Here is a 15,380-nt window from a genome sequence, read left to right on the forward strand (position 1 = left end):
GTGTTGTGCGGGGGGGGGGCCGTTGTGGGGGTTTTAACCCCTCCGCCCCGGCGGGGGCCGCCGGGGGCCGCCGGCCCCGGGGCGCCCCCGTCGTCGTACTCGCGCGTGGCTACGCGATGTGCTCCTCCTCGAGTTCCGCGTAGAAGCGCTGGGAGAAGTGGGTCACCAGGCGCTTGGACTCGGCGTCGGGGAGCGTCACGCCGTACGTGGCCGCGACGTCGTCGATGAAGGCCAGGGGGCTGGGCATCCCGTTGCCACTCTTCGCCGACTCACGGAAGACCTGGTAGAAGGCCTCCTCGTCCGGCTCGGGGGTGCCGCCGCCCTCGCCCAGTTCGCGGGTGCGGTTGCCGGTGACCGGGATGGGGAAGCTGCCGGTCTCCTCCGGGGAGGGCTCGGGCCGGCCGTCGTACCACTCGTCGTACGGCTGCTCGGGGGCGTACTGGGCGTTGTACGCGGGGTTGTAGTCGCCCTGGTACTGGATCTCCTGGGGCGTTCCCTGGAACCAAGGGCTCTGGTCCGGGCCCTGGTTCTGGTTCGGTATCTGGGCCTGGGCCTGGGCTTGCGCCTGGGCCTGCGGTCCGCTCGGGGCGCCGTTCGGCTGCCCGGTGGCGGGGGCGGCCGGGGCGGCGCCCTCCAGTTCGGGGCGCTGCTCGGCCTGCGGGGTCTCCTGCCGTGTGGCCGGGGCCGTCCCGGCGGCGAGAGCGCCCGTGGCCGCGGGCATCTCCGGCTGCGGCGCGGGCGGCAGCAGCACCGAGTCGATGCCCGCCGCCGCCAGGCCGGCCGGAGCCGTCTGGGCCAGCGGCACGCCGTACCGCGCCAGTCGCAGCGGCATCAGCGACTCCACCGGTGCCTTCCTGCGCCAGAACCGGCCGTAGCGGGAGTGGAGGCGGGCCTGGTAGACGAGGCGCTCCTGCTCCAGCTTGATGACCTGCTCGTAGGAGCGCAGCTCCCACAGCTTCATGCGCCGCCACAGCAGGAAGGTGGGGATGGGGGAGAGCAGCCAGCGGGTGATGCGGACGCCCTCCATGTGCCGGTCGGCCGTGATGTCGGCGATCCGGCCGATGGCGTGGCGGGCGGCCTCGACCGAGACCACGAACAGGACCGGGATCACCGCGTGCATGCCCACGCCCAGCGGGTCCGGCCAGGCGGCGGCACCGTTGAACGCGATCGTCGCCGCCGTCAGCAGCCACGCCGTCTGCCGCAGCAGGGGGAACGGTATGCGGATCCAGGTCAGGAGCAGGTCCAGGGCCAGCAGGACACAGATACCCGCGTCGATGCCGATCGGGAGGACGTAGGAGAAGTTCCCGAAGCCCTTCTTCACGGCCAGTTCGCGAACGGCCGCGTAGGAACCGGCGAAACCGATCCCGGCGATGATCAGGGCGCCGGTCACGACCACACCGATGAGAATGCGGTGCAATCGAGTCAGCTGCAGTGGCGCGGCCACCTGTAGTCCCCTCCCTGGGCGTGTTGTTGCGCGCAACAGGGTGGCACATCAGTGCGGAGGACGTGTGGCCGGTATGCGAGATGCCCGGCCCCCGAAGGGACCGGGCACTCTCAAATGGCCTGCTTGCGCCAGGAGTTGTGGTCCTGGTGTGACATTCAGCCCGACGTGGACGCTGACTTGGACGGAGAGGCGCTCGCGCTCTTCGAAGGGGACTTCGGGGACGTCTTCGACGGAGCCTTCGAGGCGGACGGGGACGCGGACTTGGAAACCGAGCCGGTCGGCGCGGAGCCCGCCTTGCCCGAACCGCCGCCCTTGGCGCCGCCGTTCGCGGACGTCACCGCCGCCACGACCTCCTTGGCCGCCTTCTGCGCGTCCTTCGTCAGGGCGTCGCCGCTCGGCGTCGTCTCGCCGGCGAGGCCCGCACCGTTGTAGTCGAGGGTGACGACGACGTTCTGGACGCGTGCCACGACCGTCTGCTGCTTGAAGCTGCCTTCCTTCTTCTTCAGGTCGTAGCGCACCGCCGTCGCCGCGTCGCCCGCACCGGAGAACGGCACCGCCCTGGTGTTCTTCGCGCCCTTCACGGACTCGGCGCCCTGGAGCTGACGCGCGTAGTACGCCTGCGCCTGCTTGTTGCCCGAGCCGCGGTTGACGTCGGAGTCGAAGCGGAGGAGCGAGACGTTGAGCCAGCGGAACTCCGAGCCCTTCACGCCGTTGTTGTCCAGGCTGCTCCAGGAGCAGCTGCCACGGGAGGCGGTGTCGTCCGACGAGCCCGACTTGCCCGACTTCGCCTTGGGTACGAGGTTGTCGAGCGTCTTGTTCGACAGCACCCCGCACGCCTTCGGCAGCTTCTTGTACGCGGCGGGCTGCACGGTCGGAGAGGGGCTCGCGGATCTCTTGCCGGAGCCACTGCTCGCGGTCTGCTTCGCCGGGCTGGCGTCGGAGCCGGAGCCCGAGGAGCAGCCGGCGGCGACGAGCACCACGGGGACGGCGGCGGCGCAGACGAGGGCACGGCGCAGGCGCCTGGTTCGCTCGTCACGCTGATCACGACGGTCGTCTCGCTGAGCTGCTTGCTGCATGGTTCCTTCACTCACGACGCTCGGGGTTCCTGCGGTCGGATCGGGTCCGAGGAGTCACCGTACGCGGTGAAGGAGCTGTGCGGTTTTGGTTCGCGGGCTTTACGTACGGTCCCCAAGAGGTCCGCGGGACCGCTAACTGCTCAGTGAATCGGCCAGCCGAGCGGCCAGATTCCGCGCCCTGTCCTGCATTTCCTTGCTGTCCGGGGTGACGCCGGTGCCCGTCGGCTGCTCCGCGTACTCGATGGTCACGAGCACGTTGGACGTGCGAAACACCACAGTCACGGTGCGCTCTTCGGCCGGTGAACCGGAGCCGTTGAGCTGGTCGTCGAGGAAGGCCTCGTCGCCGAGACCGGCGAGCGCGCGGGGCTGGAGGTCGGCCGCGGAGGTCCCGTCGGAGCCGGGCGTCGAGGCCGAGTCGGACGGTGCGCCACTCGGCGCCGAGGCCGAGGCGAGCGCGGACGGTGAGGCGGGTGTGGAGGTTGCGGCGGACGCGGGGGCGGATGTGGAGGTGGCGGCGCTGGGTTCGGCGAGGTGGGCGGCGGCCTCCTTGCCGGCGAAGATCTTCTGTGCCTGGCTGTCGTCGCTGACGGCGTTGTCGTACGACACGACCCGCTCGAAGTCGACGAGGAGGTGGTCGGTGGCGCCCGGGGAGTCCACCTTCCACTGGCAGCCGACCTTCCTGTCGGTGTCGTACGTCAGCGTCGCCTGGCCGTCGTAGGCGTTGTCGCGCTGGTCCGGGTCGGTGATCTGCCGGATGCCGGGCAGGAGCGAGTCGAGGGTGCCGTGGCTGACCGCTTGGCAGGCCTCGGGGAGCGTGCGGTACTTGCCGGGCTGGGCCGCGGCGGTCGCGGCGCTCGCGTCGCCGGGGTTGGAGTTGTCCGTCGACGCGTTGTCGCCCGAGCCGCTGCTGCAGCCGGCCAGCAGGGCCGCGAGGAGTGCGGCGGTGCCGGGTACGACGTATGCCTTCCGCTGCACGGTCAGGCTCCTCTCGACGGTGTCCGTGCGCCGGCGTCTGCCCGTGCGACGGTCGGTGTACGGCCGATCCCTCAGTGTCCCCGCTGGATATTCGCTTGCCGCAGCGGGGCGCCTCCTGGGGACAATGTGTATCGCACGCACTGCTGTGAACGCCGGTCCGTTGTCCCTTTTCGTCGACCTTGGCGCCGCTTTTGCGTTGTGTTTCTGTTGAGGCTTTTGTCGTGTTTCCGGGGGAATGAGGAAGATATGTCGTACGTCGAAATGCCGGGCGCCAAGGTCCCCATCCGCATGTGGACCGACCCCGCGACGGTCGAGGACGTGGCGCTGCAGCAGCTCCGCAACGTCGCCACGCTGCCCTGGATCAAGGGCCTGGCGGTCATGCCGGACGTGCACTACGGAAAGGGCGCGACGGTCGGCTCGGTCATCGCCATGCAGGGGGCGGTGTGTCCGGCGGCGGTGGGCGTCGACATCGGCTGCGGGATGTCGGCGGTGAAGACGTCCCTGACGGTGAACGACCTTCCCGGGGACCTGTCGCGCCTGCGGTCGAAGATCGAGCAGGCCATTCCGGTGGGGCGGGGGATGCATGACAGCCCCGTGGATCCGGGGCGGTTCCACGGGCTGGCCACCTCGGGGTGGGACGGCTTCTGGGGGCGGTTCGACGGGGTCGCCGAGGCGGTGAAGTTCCGCCACGATCGCGCCGAAAAGCAGATGGGAACGCTCGGGAGTGGCAACCACTTCATCGAGGTATGCGCGGATTCGGCCGGTTCTGTCTGGCTGATGCTCCACTCCGGCTCCCGGAACATCGGCAAGGAGCTCGCCGAGCACCACATCGGCGTGGCGCAGAAGCTCCCGCACAACCAGGGGCTGATCGACCGCGACCTCGCCGTCTTCGTCGCGGACACCCCGCAGATGGCGGCGTACGAGCACGACCTCTACTGGGCCCAGGAGTACGCGCGGAACAACCGCTCGATCATGATGGCGCTCCTGAAGGACGTGATCCGCAAGGAGTTCAGGAAGGCCAGGGTGACCTTCGAGCCCGAGGTGAGCTGCCACCACAACTACGTGAGCCGCGAGCGCTACGAGGGCATGGACCTCCTCGTCACCCGCAAGGGCGCGATCCGGGCGGGCTCCGGCGAGTACGGCATCATCCCGGGCTCCATGGGCACGGGCTCGTACATCGTGAAGGGCCTTGGCAACGAGAAGGCCTTCAACTCGGCCTCGCACGGCGCCGGTCGGCGCATGAGCCGCAACGCGGCCAAGCGCCGCTTCTCGACGCGGGACCTGGAGGAGCAGACGCGGGGCGTGGAGTGCCGCAAGGACTCCGGCGTCGTCGACGAGATCCCGGGCGCCTACAAGCCGATCGAGCAGGTCATCGACCAGCAGCGGGACCTAGTGGAGGTCGTGGCGAAGCTGAAGCAGTTCATCTGTGTGAAGGGCTGACGCCCGCCGCTCAGTGGCCGTGCCGTACCGCGTAGATCATCACGAACGCCACGATGTGGATGCCGAAGAGGAAGTACGCGAGGAAGTACCAGACCTTGCGCTCGTCCTTCGTCTCCTGGGCCAGGCGGCGCTGCTCGGCGGAGAGGTCGGGCAGCGCTCCGGCATCCTGCTCGGGCATCACCGCTCCCGGTGCACCTTCGTGTTCGACGCCTGGGCGCGCGGGCGCAGGACCAGGAGGTCGACGTTGACGTGGCTGGGGCGGGTCACCGCCCAGGCGATCGTGTCAGCCACGTCGTCGGCGGTGAGGGGCTCGGCCACGCCTTCGTAGACCTTCGCGGCCTTCTCCTCGTCGCCGCCGAAGCGGGTCAGGGAGAACTCGTCGGTCTTGACCATGCCGGGCGCGATCTCGATGACGCGAACCGGGCGGCCGACGATCTCCAGGCGCAGGGTCTCGGCGAGGACGTGCGCGCCGTGCTTGGCGGCCACGTAGCCCGCGCCGCCCTCGTACGTCGCGTGACCGGCGGTCGAGGAGACGACCACGATCGTGCCGTCGCCGCTCGCCTCCAGCTTCGGGAGCAGGGCCTGGGTGAGGTTCAGGGTGCCGATGACGTTGGTCTCGTACATCGTGCGCCACTGGGCCGGGTCGCCGGTGGCGACCGGGTCGGCGCCGAGCGCGCCGCCCGCGTTGTTGACCAGCACGCCGACGGTCTGGAAGGCGGTGGCGAACTCGTCGACCGCCGCCCGGTCGGTGACGTCCAGCTGGTACGCCACGGCGTCGTGGCCCCCCGCGGTGAGCTCCGCCGCCAGCGCCTCGATGCGGTCCTTGCGGCGGGCGGTGAGCACGACCCGGTAGCCGGCCTCGGCGAGCTTGCGGGCCGTGGCGGCGCCGATGCCGCTGCTCGCACCGGTGACGACGGCGATGCGGGAGGCGGCGGTGGGTGCGGCGGGGGCCATGGGCTGCTCCTCGGGCGGGTGTACGAAAGTCTGCGCCCAGAGTAGGGGACGGGGGTGGAGGGTCGGTGCGGTGCGGGGGGTGCTCCGGTGGTGCTCAGGCGCCGCTTCGGGGTGCCCACATCAGCACGGCCATTCCCGCGAGGCAGATCAGCGCGCCGGTGATGTCCCAGCGGTCGGGCCGGTAGCCGTCGGCGACCACGCCCCACAGGAGCGAACCGGCGATGAAGATCCCGCCGTACGCGGCCAGTACGCGGCCGAAGTGGGCGTCGGGCTGGAAGGTGGCCACGAAGCCGTAGGCACCGAGCGCCAGCACACCCCCGGCGGCCCACAGCCAGCCGCGGTGCTCACGCACGCCCTGCCAGACCAGCCAGGCGCCGCCGATCTCGAAGAGCGCGGCGACGACGAACAGGGCGGCGGAGCGGAGGATCGGCATGCCCGCAGCCTGCCATGCGCGCTGTCACCTGTTGGACGGCGCCTGTCGGCGACCTCGCGGGGGATATATCCGTATGTCAGTCGGATACGGCCGTACGTCAGCCGTACGTCATACGGATCGCGCGACGGAGTGGGTGTGCCATGCGGTGGACGAGAGTGCTTGTGGTGTGGGGTGCGGTGCTGACAGTGATCGCGGGCGCAGGTTCCGCGCGGGCGGGCGGACGCTCCGCCACTCCCGAGGCCGATCTCTCGTATCACGGTTCGGCGGTGATGACCGGGCATCGGGTCGACGTGCGGCTGACGCCGCGCAACCAGGGGCCGGCCGCCGTCTCGGGTGCGAGCGTGCAGCTGCGGTGGTCGGCGCCGCTCGCGGACCGGCAGCAGCTGCCCGCGGGGTGTGCACGGACGGGCGAGCGGGCGCTGGTGTGCGGGACGGGGCCGCTGGAGGCGGACGGGCTGGGGGATCAGATCCGGCTGGGGGTGGTGCTCAAGGGCAAGCCGTCGGAGGTCACGCTGGAGATCGACACGGTGTGGAGCGGCGGCACGGTCGATCGTGACCGGACCAACGACCGGTCACGGGTGATGATCCTCGGCACGGGGGACGAGTACTCCTTCTGAATTCTGAGTGCGTCGGCGAATTCTGGGTGCGGCCGCTAGCGGACGCCTTGCGCGTATGCCGCCGGCGACACGCCCACCGTGGCCGTGAAGTCCCGTACCAGATGGGCCTGGTCGGCATATCCGAGGTCGGCGGCCAGTGCCGCCCAGTCCACCGTGCGGTCGGTCTCGGCGCGCTCCAGGGCCTCGTGGATGCGGTAGCGCAGGATCGCCCACTTGGGGCCGACGCCGACGTAGGCCGCGAACAGGCGCTGGAGCAGTCGTGCGGAGATGCCCTCGGCGCGGGCGAAGTCGCCGACGCGGCGGATCGTGCGGTCGGTGCGGATGCGGTCGACCAGGGTGGCCGCGAGGGCGGCCTGCGGGTCGGGGCGGAGATCGAGCCCCAGGAGGAACGCGTCCAGGGCGGCGATGCGGGCGGCCTCGTCGTCCGGGGTGAGGACGGCGCCGACGTCGGCCGTCGGGAGGGCCTGGGGGGAGCGGATCCGCTTGCCCGTCCACGCGCTCACCGGCCGCTCGGGCGCGACGCAGCGGAAGGCGCCCGGCCGGAACCTGATGCCGCACACCCGGCCCCGCCCCTCCAGCTTCTGGGTGAACAGGCCGGTCGGGATGCCCGCGATCTCGACGAAGGGCTCCTCGCCCGAGAACTGCTGGAAGACGATGTGGACCGCGGGGTGCGGGACCACGTGGGAGACGTACGGCTCGGGCAGGTCCCAGTCGATCAGCCAGTAGTGCTCCACATAGGGGCGGAGGGGCTCGGCGGGCTCCGGACGGCGGAAGTCCACACGGGAGAGGAACTCCGCGGCGCCGACGATGCCTCGATGGTCACGTCGGTCACGGCGTCGGGCGGCCATGTCCGGATCGTAGGGCGGGGCACTGACAGCCGGCGGACGAGCGGTCACGGAAGAGCGGAATAGCGGACGCGGGGCTGTGGTTTGAGGTTATAGTTTAATCGTCAACAATTTGGAGGTTGGGCGAGCATGCAGTTCGGGATCTTCAGCGTCGGCGACGTCACGCCGGACCCCACCACGGGCCGTACGCCGACGGAGCGTGAGCGCATCAAGGCCATGGTCGCGATCGCGCTCAAGGCCGAGGAGGTCGGCCTGGACGTCTTCGCGACCGGCGAGCACCACAACCCGCCGTTCGTGCCGTCGTCGCCGACCACGATGCTCGGCTACATAGCCGCCCGGACCGAGAAGCTGGTCCTGTCCACGTCCACCACGCTGATCACCACCAACGACCCGGTGAAGATCGCGGAGGACTTCGCGATGCTCCAGCACCTGGCCGACGGGCGGATGGACCTGATGATGGGCCGCGGCAACACCGGCCCGGTCTACCCCTGGTTCGGGCAGGACATCCGGCAGGGCATCAACCTGGCCGTCGAGAACTACGCCCTGCTGCACCGGCTGTGGCGCGAGGACGTCGTCGACTGGGAGGGGCGGTTCCGGTCGCCGCTGCAGGGCTTCACGTCCACGCCCCGGCCGATGGACGGCGTACCGCCCTTCGTCTGGCACGGCTCCATCCGCTCGCCGGAGATCGCCGAGCAGGCCGCGTTCTACGGCGACGGCTTCTTCCACAACAACATCTTCTGGCCGGCCACCCACACCAAGCGCATGGTCGAGCTGTACCGGACCCGGTACGCGCACTACGGGCACGGCACGCCCGAGCAGGCGATCGTCGGGCTCGGCGGCCAGGTGTTCATGCGCCGCAACTCGCAGGACGCGGTGCGCGAGTTCCGGCCGTACTTCGACAACGCGCCGGTGTACGGGCACGGGCCCTCCCTGGAGGACTTCACGGACCAGACGCCGCTGACCGTCGGCTCCCCGCAGCAGGTCATCGAGAAGACCCTGTCCTTCCGCGAGTACGCCGGTGACTACCAGCGGCAGCTGTTCCTCATGGACCACGCCGGGCTGCCGCTGAAGACCGTCCTGGAGCAGCTCGACATGCTGGGCGAGGAGGTCGTGCCGGTGCTGCGGAAGGAGTTCGCGAAGGGGCGTGGGGCGGACGTGCCGGAGGCGCCGACCCACCAGTCCCTGCTGGCGGCCGCCACTTCGCAAGCCGCTGCGGAAACCGCCTCGGCGTCCGCCTCGGACGGGGTGAGCGCCGTATGAAGCTCGTCGTCGTCTCGGCGGGGCTGAGCGTGCCGTCCTCCACGCGGCTGCTCGCCGACCGGCTGGCCGCCGCCGTCGGGCGGCGGGCTCCGGTGGAGGTCCAGGTCGTCGAGGTGCGCGAGCTCGCCGTGGAGATCGCGCACCACCTCACCAACGGCTTCCCGGGCGGGTCCCTGGCGGCCGCGCTGGACGCGGTGACGCGGGCGGACGGGCTGATCGTCGTCACGCCCGTCTTCTCCGCGTCGTACAGCGGGCTGTTCAAGTCCTTCTTCGACGTGCTGGAGAAGGACGCGCTGGCGGGCAAGCCGGTGCTGATCGCGGCGACGGGCGGTACGGCTCAGCACTCGCTGGTCCTGGAGCACGCCCTGCGTCCGCTCTTCGCCTACCTGCGGGCCGTGGTCGCCCCGACCGCCGTGTACGCGGCCTCGGAGGACTGGGGCGCGGAGGGGCTGGCCGAGCGGATCGAGCGGGCCGCCGTGGAGCTGGCGGCGCTGATGACGGGACTGTCGGCGGCCGCGCCCGCCGGCGAGCCTGCTGCCGGGGACGGCATGCGTGTGGTGCCGTTCGCGGAGCAGCTGGCCAGGCTCGGGCAGGGGACCGGCATCCCGGATCCGCGGCGGGAGTCCACGGTGAGAGGGCGGTAGGCCTCTGTCGCCGGTTGCCCGTGTGACGGTGAGAGCCGGGTAAAAAGGGTGATCGTAGGCCCGCTCGGCTCCGCCGGAGCGCCACCGGCCTTGGCAGACTGAGTACGTGCCCCAGACTGTGCTGCTCGCCGAAGACGACCGTGCCATCCGTCATGCCCTGGAGCGTGCCCTGACCCTGGAGGGCTACGCGGTGACGGCGGTCGCCGACGGTGTCGAGGCGCTCGCGCAGGCCCACCGTACGCCGCCGGACGTCCTGGTCCTCGACGTGATGATGCCCGGGATCGACGGGCTGCAGGTGTGCCGCGTGCTGCGCGCCGAGGGCGACCGTACGCCGATCCTGATGCTCACCGCGCTGGTGGAGACGGCCGACCGGATCGCCGGGCTGGACGCGGGGGCCGACGACTATGTCGTCAAGCCCTTCGACGTGGAGGAGGTCTTCGCCCGGCTCCGGGCCCTCCTGCGCCGCACCGCCCCGCTGAACGGCGACGCGAGCGGCGCGAACAGCGGTGGGAGCACCGGCGGCTCCGATCCCGCGCGGGACGTCCAGACGCCCGGGCGGCAGGTGGAGGCCGCCGGGCTGCGCATGGACCTCCAGGCGCGCCGTGCCTGGCGCGGCACGCGTGAACTGGAGCTGACCCGCACCGAGTTCGAGCTGCTGGAGCTGCTGGTCCGCAACGCGGGGATCGTGCTGGACCACTCCACCATCTACGACCGCATCTGGGGCTACGACTTCGGACCCGGCTCCAAGAACCTCGCCGTCTACGTCGGCTATCTGCGCCGCAAGCTCGACGAGCGCGGCGCGCCGCAGCTGATCCACACCGTCCGGGGCGTGGGTTACGTGCTGCGGGAGGACTGACGTGGGCCGCCTCGGGCGGCTGCCGGCCGGGCGCCGGTCCAAGCTGGTGTCGCTGCGCACCACCTTCGCCGTGTCCTTCGCGGCCGTCACCGCCGCGGTCACGATCCTCGTCGGCATCCTGTCGTACGGCGCCGCCGCCCGGCTGGTCCGCGTCGACCAGCAGTCGGTGTTCACGCAGGTCGTGCAGGACGTGCGGGACGAGGTGCGGCAGCACAGGATGCTGCCGCAGGACTTCTCCTCCTCCCGGTCGGGGCACGACGTGGTCCGGCCCAGCCGGACCGATGTGCAGGTGCTCGGCGCGCGGGGGCAGATCGTCGACCACGGCAGTCCGGTGCTGCCCGTCACCGCCCGCGACCAGGCGGTCGCCGGGGCGGCCGGGGCCGGGAGGACGGTCGAGTACAAGGACGTACGGGTCGGGGACGACCTGTTCCGCATCGCCACCGTCGCGCTCGGCGACGGGCGGGGCGCCGTGCAGGTCGCGCAGGAGTTCAGCGACACCGAGGACCTGCTGCGGGCGCTGCAGCAGCGGACGCTGGCGCTGACGTCGGCGGTCGTGGTCGCCGCCGGGCTGTTCGGCTGGTGGCTGGCCCGCCACATCACCCGACGCCTGGTCATGCTCACCGCGGCCGCCGAGAACGTCGCCCGCACCGGCCGGCTGGACATCGAGGTGCCGGTGGCCGGGCTCGACGAGGTGGGGCGGCTGGGCCGGGCCTTCGACCGGATGCTGGGCCGTCTCGCGCAGTCGGAGGAGGACCAGCGCCGCCTGGTGCAGGACGCCGGGCACGAGCTGCGCACGCCGTTGACCTCGCTGCGTACGAACATCTCCCTGCTGCGCCGCATGGGCGAACTGCCGCCCGCCACCCGCGACGAGCTCGTCGCCGACCTCACCCAGGAGGCGCGGGAGCTGACCGACCTGGTCAACGAGCTCGTCGACCTCGCCGCCGGGCAGTCCGACGCCGAGCCGCCGCAGCGGGTGGACCTCGCCGACATCGCCGAGGACGTGGTGGGCGTGGCCCGCCGCCGTACCGGGCGGGAGATCGAGCTGCGGGTGAGCGGTGACGCGACGACCGAGGGCCGGCCCGGCATGCTCCAGCGCGCGATGTCCAACCTGGTGGAGAACGCCGCGAAGTTCGACCGCGGCGGTAAGGCGCCCATCGAGGTCGTCATCACCGGGCCCGCCAGGTCCGCCCGGGCCGGCACGGTCCGCGTCGAGGTCCTCGACCGTGGACCCGGCATCGCCGACGGTGACCTGATCCGCATCTTCGACCGCTTCTACCGCGCCGCCGACGCCCGCTCCCAGCCCGGTTCGGGCCTCGGCCTGTCCATCGTGCGGGAGGTCGCCATGGCGCACGGCGGGGCCCCGTTCGCCTTCCGCCGGGAGGGCGGCGGCTCGGCGATCGGGTTCACGGTCGGCGGGGTCATCCCGGACAAGCCGTAGCGCTACGAGGGGTTCTGCCGGCGCCGGGTGAGGGAGGGCAGGGACGGCAGGGCGGGCGGGTCGAGGAAGCCCTCGGCGCGGGCGCTCGCGAGGCCGATGCGCGGGATGTCGCTGCTCTTCGCGAAGAGCAGGAACCGCGGCTCCCACACCGGCCGGTACTTGGCGTTGGCGCGGTACAGGGACTCGATCTGCCACCAGCGGGAGAAGAAGGTCAGGACGGAGCGCCACAGGCGCAGCACCGGCCCGGCGCCGAGCCGCGAGCCGCGTTCGAAGACCGAGCGGAACATCGCGAAGTTGAGGGAGACCCGGCGTATGTCCAACTCGGCCGCGTGCAGCAGCAGTTCGACGGCCATGAACTCCATCAGGCCGTTCTCGCAGGCGCGGTCGCGGCGCATCAGATCGAGGGAGAGGCCGTGCTCGCCCCAGGGGACGAAGCTGAGCAGCGCCCGCGGTTCGCCGTCGGCGTCCCGGCACTCCAGCATCATGCAGCGGCCGTCGGCCGGGTCGCCGAGGCGGCCGAGCGCCATCGAGAAGCCGCGCTCGGTGGCGCCGTCGCGCCAGGCGTCGGCGCGGTCGATCAGCAGCGCCATCTCGTCGTCGGGTATGTCCTCGTGGCGGCGTATGCGCACGGTGTACCCGGCACGCCGGACGCGGTTGTGCGCCTGCCGTACGACGCGCATGGCGCGCCCTTCGAGGGTGAAGTCGGCGAGGTCGACGATGGCCTCGTCGCCCAGCTCCAGGGCGTCCAGGCCGTGCCGGGCGTAGATGGTGCCGGCCTCCTCGCTCGCGCCCATCACGGCGGGGGTCCAGGCGTGCCGGCGGGCCTCGGCGAGCCAGGCGTCGATGGCGCCGGGCCAGGCCTCGGGGTCGCCGATCGGGTCGCCGGAGGCCAGGCTGACGCCGCCGACCACGCGGTAGGCGATGGCGGCCTTGCCGCTGGGGGAGAACAGGGCGGTCTTGTCGCGGCGCAGGGCGAAGTAGCCGAGGGAGTCGCGGTCGCCGTTCTTGTCGAGCAGGGCGCGCAGCCGGCGCTCGTCCTCCTCGCGGAGCAGCGCCTCGCCACGCGGGGCGCGGAAGCACGCGTACAGGACGAGCAGGAAGGTCGCCGCGATCATGACGTTGATGATCACGTCGACCCAGCGGGGCGCGTCCACGGCGGCGATCCGGTCGGCGAGCGGGCCGACGCTGACCCCGCGCAGCAGGGTGTAGGCGATCCGGTCCTGGAGGGTGGCTCCGGGCAGGTTGTTGGTCGCGCTGACGAGCAGCGTGCCCAGGATGCCGCTGACCAGGATGCCGCCCGCGCCGACGGCCAGCGCGAGCCGCGGGTTGGAGCGGTCGCCGATGGCGTTGAACTCCCGGCGGCCGATCAGCAGCGCGGCCACGAACAGGCCGGTGAGCGCGGTGGAGATCCAGTTGAAGACGTGGTTCTGGTAGGAGTCCTGGGTCAGCGCGGCCGCGTAGAGGCAGAAGAGGGGGGCGGCGAGCAGCAGGTTGAAGACCCAGGCGGCCCGCTTGCGGCGCCGCATCACCACGGCGAGGAACAGCGAGAGCGCCGCCGAGGGCAGGCCCGCGGTGGCGAGGTACGGGGTGAAGAACTCGCCCGCGCTGTGCTCCCGCACCTCCTCGCGGAAGGGCAGCGACAGGACCGCGACGATGTTGAGCACGGCGAGCAGCCGCAGGTACCAGACGGTGGCGGTCGCGGCGCGTGCCCTGAGCCGGGGGACGTCGGCCCTGAGCGTGCGGAGCGGGCTGAGGGGGTTGCGCCGAGCGCGGTCCTGTGGGGAAATCAGGGTCGGCTCCTGTGCGGGCATGGTGACGGGTCACCTTGGGGGAGGGGACGGGGCATCGCCGACCCTACCTCCACCCTACGGTTTGTAGGGTCATCGTGAACGAGTCAGTACGAAAGCGCCGAGCACAGGCCCCCGGGGCTGCCCACGGGGATCACTCGGCCCGGTCCGTACGCCCCCGCGCCGCCGCCAGATGCCACGCCAGGTTTCCCAGCGCCGCCCCCGCCGCCACCGCCGCGACGATCACGCCGGCCGTGGTCAGCCCGTCGCTGAAGAGGTGCGGCCGCGGGTCGAGGGTGTGCAGCCCGAAGCCGCACAGCTCGTACACCCCCGTGGCGGCGATGACGAGGCTCACGACGAGCAGGGCGACCGTGGGTACGAGGCCGTCGGCCGCCGCGGGGGCGCCCGGCTGCGGCCGCTGCGCGTCCTGCGTTTCCGTGCCCTGCATGGTTCCCCCGTTGAACAGGCGTTGAACAGACGTGTGGTCGTGGACAGTTGGGAAACCTACAGTACGTAGGGTCGACTCGGGCGGCTCCTGGGCCGGTGCCGTGCGGACATACATCAGTGCGGATATCGGCGCGGGTGTGAGAGTGGATGGGGGCGCGGGGCGGAGGGGTTCGGACGGGGTCAGACGGTCAGGATGCGTTCAGGAAGTCGCTGGCACCGTCGGGTCTCATGACTCATGACACGTCCGAGACCTCCGCCGTCACGCAACAAGACAGCGGCCCCACCCGGCACCGGCTTCGCCCGGGCTGGAACAAGGTGCCCGAAGTCACCGTCTACTTCTGGATCATCAAGGTGCTGTGCACCACGGTCGGCGAGACCGCGGCCGACCTGCTCAACGAGAAGGCGGGCCTGGGCCTGACAGGCGTGTCGGTGCTGATGAGCGCCCTGCTCGCGGTCGTCCTGGTGGTGCAGTTCCGCACGAGCGCCTACAAGGCGGGCGTGTACTGGCTCGCCGTGGCCCTGATCAGCGTGGTCGGCACCCTCATCAGCGACAACCTCACCGACAACATGGGCGTCCCGCTGGAGACGTCCACGACGGTGTTCGCGATCCTGCTCGCGGTCGTGTTCGCCGTCTGGTACCGGCGTGAGCGCACCCTGTCCATCCACAGCATCGACACCACCCGCCGTGAGGCGTACTACTGGCTGGCGGTGCTGTTCACCTTCGCCCTCGGTACGGCGGCCGGCGACCTGGTCTCCGAGCGCATGGCCCTCGGCTACTGGCTCTCCATCGTCATATTCGCCCTCGCCATCGGGGCCGTGGCGGTCGCGCACTTCGCGCTGGGGCTCGACGCCGTGTGGAGCTTCTGGATCGCCTACATCCTCACGCGCCCCCTCGGCGCCTCGATCGGCGACTACCTCTCCCAGCCCACCGGCAACGGTGGCATCGGCCTCGGCACCGTCATCACCAGCGCGCTGTTCCTGACGGTCATCCTCGGTCTGGTCGTGTATCTGGCGGCGACACGCAGGGACGTCACCGAGCCGGAGCGGGCGCTCCACCAGACGGCCTGACCGGCGCGCGAGCTGTTCAGGATGCGTTCAGGATGTGACTGACAAGGTCGGGCACCACGGCCATCGCCTGCGGTCGGCCGTTGTCGCAGGGCGCCT

The 15,380-nt window shown here is 71.3% G+C and carries 16 protein-coding genes; 7 read left to right on the forward strand and 9 right to left on the reverse strand.

Going from position 1 to position 15,380, the window contains the following annotated elements; all coding sequences use genetic code 11:
* Positions 1-109: 109 nt before the first annotated feature.
* The 3 genes from ABZ910_RS35365 to ABZ910_RS35375 form a co-directional block, all read right to left on the reverse strand.
* The gene (locus ABZ910_RS35365) at positions 110-1,444 is read right to left on the reverse strand and encodes a DUF2637 domain-containing protein (RefSeq protein ID WP_361373379.1); all 1,335 of its coding nucleotides are present in this window, start codon (positions 1,442-1,444) and stop codon (positions 110-112) included.
* Between the two features lie 155 nt (positions 1,445-1,599).
* Complete coding sequence (locus ABZ910_RS35370) at positions 1,600-2,520, reverse strand: DUF3558 family protein (RefSeq protein WP_361373381.1); 921 nt, start codon at positions 2,518-2,520, stop codon at positions 1,600-1,602.
* 132 nt (positions 2,521-2,652) lie between these two features.
* Positions 2,653-3,495, reverse strand: a complete 843-nt coding sequence (locus ABZ910_RS35375) for a DUF3558 domain-containing protein (RefSeq protein ID WP_361373383.1) — start codon at positions 3,493-3,495, stop codon at positions 2,653-2,655.
* A 246-nt stretch (positions 3,496-3,741) separates the two neighbouring features.
* Here ABZ910_RS35375 and ABZ910_RS35380 point away from each other — a divergent pair, with 246 nt between their 5' ends.
* Entirely contained in the window at positions 3,742-4,935 is a 1,194-nt protein-coding gene (locus ABZ910_RS35380) for an RtcB family protein (RefSeq protein ID WP_361373385.1), read from the forward strand.
* Between the two features lie 10 nt (positions 4,936-4,945).
* Here the strand turns inward: ABZ910_RS35380 and ABZ910_RS35385 are convergent, their stop codons facing one another.
* The 3 genes from ABZ910_RS35385 to ABZ910_RS35395 form a co-directional block, all read right to left on the reverse strand.
* Positions 4,946-5,113, reverse strand: a complete 168-nt coding sequence (locus ABZ910_RS35385; RefSeq protein ID WP_361373387.1) for a hypothetical protein — start codon at positions 5,111-5,113, stop codon at positions 4,946-4,948.
* Entirely contained in the window at positions 5,113-5,889 is a 777-nt protein-coding gene (locus tag ABZ910_RS35390) for an SDR family oxidoreductase (protein ID WP_361373389.1), read from the reverse strand. Before ABZ910_RS35390 ends, ABZ910_RS35385 begins: the two co-directional genes overlap by 1 nt.
* A gap of 94 nt (positions 5,890-5,983) precedes the next feature.
* Positions 5,984-6,322, reverse strand: a complete 339-nt coding sequence (locus ABZ910_RS35395) for a YnfA family protein (protein WP_361373391.1) — start codon at positions 6,320-6,322, stop codon at positions 5,984-5,986.
* A gap of 140 nt (positions 6,323-6,462) precedes the next feature.
* Here ABZ910_RS35395 and ABZ910_RS35400 point away from each other — a divergent pair, with 140 nt between their 5' ends.
* Positions 6,463-6,939, forward strand: a complete 477-nt coding sequence (locus tag ABZ910_RS35400; RefSeq protein WP_361373393.1) for a hypothetical protein — start codon at positions 6,463-6,465, stop codon at positions 6,937-6,939.
* 35 nt (positions 6,940-6,974) lie between these two features.
* Here the strand turns inward: ABZ910_RS35400 and ABZ910_RS35405 are convergent, their stop codons facing one another.
* Positions 6,975-7,787, reverse strand: a complete 813-nt coding sequence (locus ABZ910_RS35405; RefSeq protein WP_361373395.1) for a helix-turn-helix domain-containing protein — start codon at positions 7,785-7,787, stop codon at positions 6,975-6,977.
* A 126-nt stretch (positions 7,788-7,913) separates the two neighbouring features.
* On the opposite strand from ABZ910_RS35405, the gene ABZ910_RS35410 reads away from it, so the two are divergent.
* The 4 genes from ABZ910_RS35410 to ABZ910_RS35425 all read left to right on the forward strand — a co-directional run bounded on the left by ABZ910_RS35410 (position 7,914) and on the right by ABZ910_RS35425 (position 11,982).
* Positions 7,914-9,044 (forward strand): LLM class flavin-dependent oxidoreductase, encoded by a 1,131-nt coding sequence (locus ABZ910_RS35410; RefSeq protein WP_361373397.1) that lies wholly within the window; start codon positions 7,914-7,916, stop codon positions 9,042-9,044.
* A complete protein-coding gene (locus tag ABZ910_RS35415) occupies positions 9,041-9,688 on the forward strand; it encodes a CE1759 family FMN reductase (RefSeq protein ID WP_361373399.1) in 648 nt (215 codons plus the stop codon). The genes ABZ910_RS35410 and ABZ910_RS35415 overlap by 4 nt, the downstream gene beginning before the upstream one ends.
* A 118-nt stretch (positions 9,689-9,806) precedes the next feature.
* Positions 9,807-10,544 (forward strand): response regulator transcription factor, encoded by a 738-nt coding sequence (locus tag ABZ910_RS35420; protein WP_361373409.1) that lies wholly within the window; start codon positions 9,807-9,809, stop codon positions 10,542-10,544.
* 1 nt (position 10,545) lies between these two features.
* Positions 10,546-11,982, forward strand: coding sequence for an ATP-binding protein (locus ABZ910_RS35425; protein ID WP_361373401.1), 1,437 nt, complete (start codon positions 10,546-10,548; stop codon positions 11,980-11,982).
* 2 nt (positions 11,983-11,984) lie between these two features.
* Here the strand turns inward: ABZ910_RS35425 and ABZ910_RS35430 are convergent, their stop codons facing one another.
* Positions 11,985-13,793, reverse strand: coding sequence for a phosphatidylglycerol lysyltransferase domain-containing protein (locus tag ABZ910_RS35430; protein WP_361373403.1), 1,809 nt, complete (start codon positions 13,791-13,793; stop codon positions 11,985-11,987).
* Between the two features lie 130 nt (positions 13,794-13,923).
* Positions 13,924-14,217: a hypothetical protein gene (locus tag ABZ910_RS35435; RefSeq protein WP_361373405.1), complete on the reverse strand. Its 294-nt coding sequence runs from the start codon at positions 14,215-14,217 to the stop codon at positions 13,924-13,926.
* A 227-nt stretch (positions 14,218-14,444) separates the two neighbouring features.
* On the opposite strand from ABZ910_RS35435, the gene ABZ910_RS35440 reads away from it, so the two are divergent.
* A complete protein-coding gene (locus ABZ910_RS35440) occupies positions 14,445-15,284 on the forward strand; it encodes a hypothetical protein (RefSeq protein ID WP_361373407.1) in 840 nt (279 codons plus the stop codon).
* Positions 15,285-15,380: the final 96 nt, after the last annotated feature.

This window comes from Streptomyces sp. NPDC046805 (assembly GCF_040645355.1).
Lineage (GTDB): Bacteria > Actinomycetota > Actinomycetes > Streptomycetales > Streptomycetaceae > Streptomyces.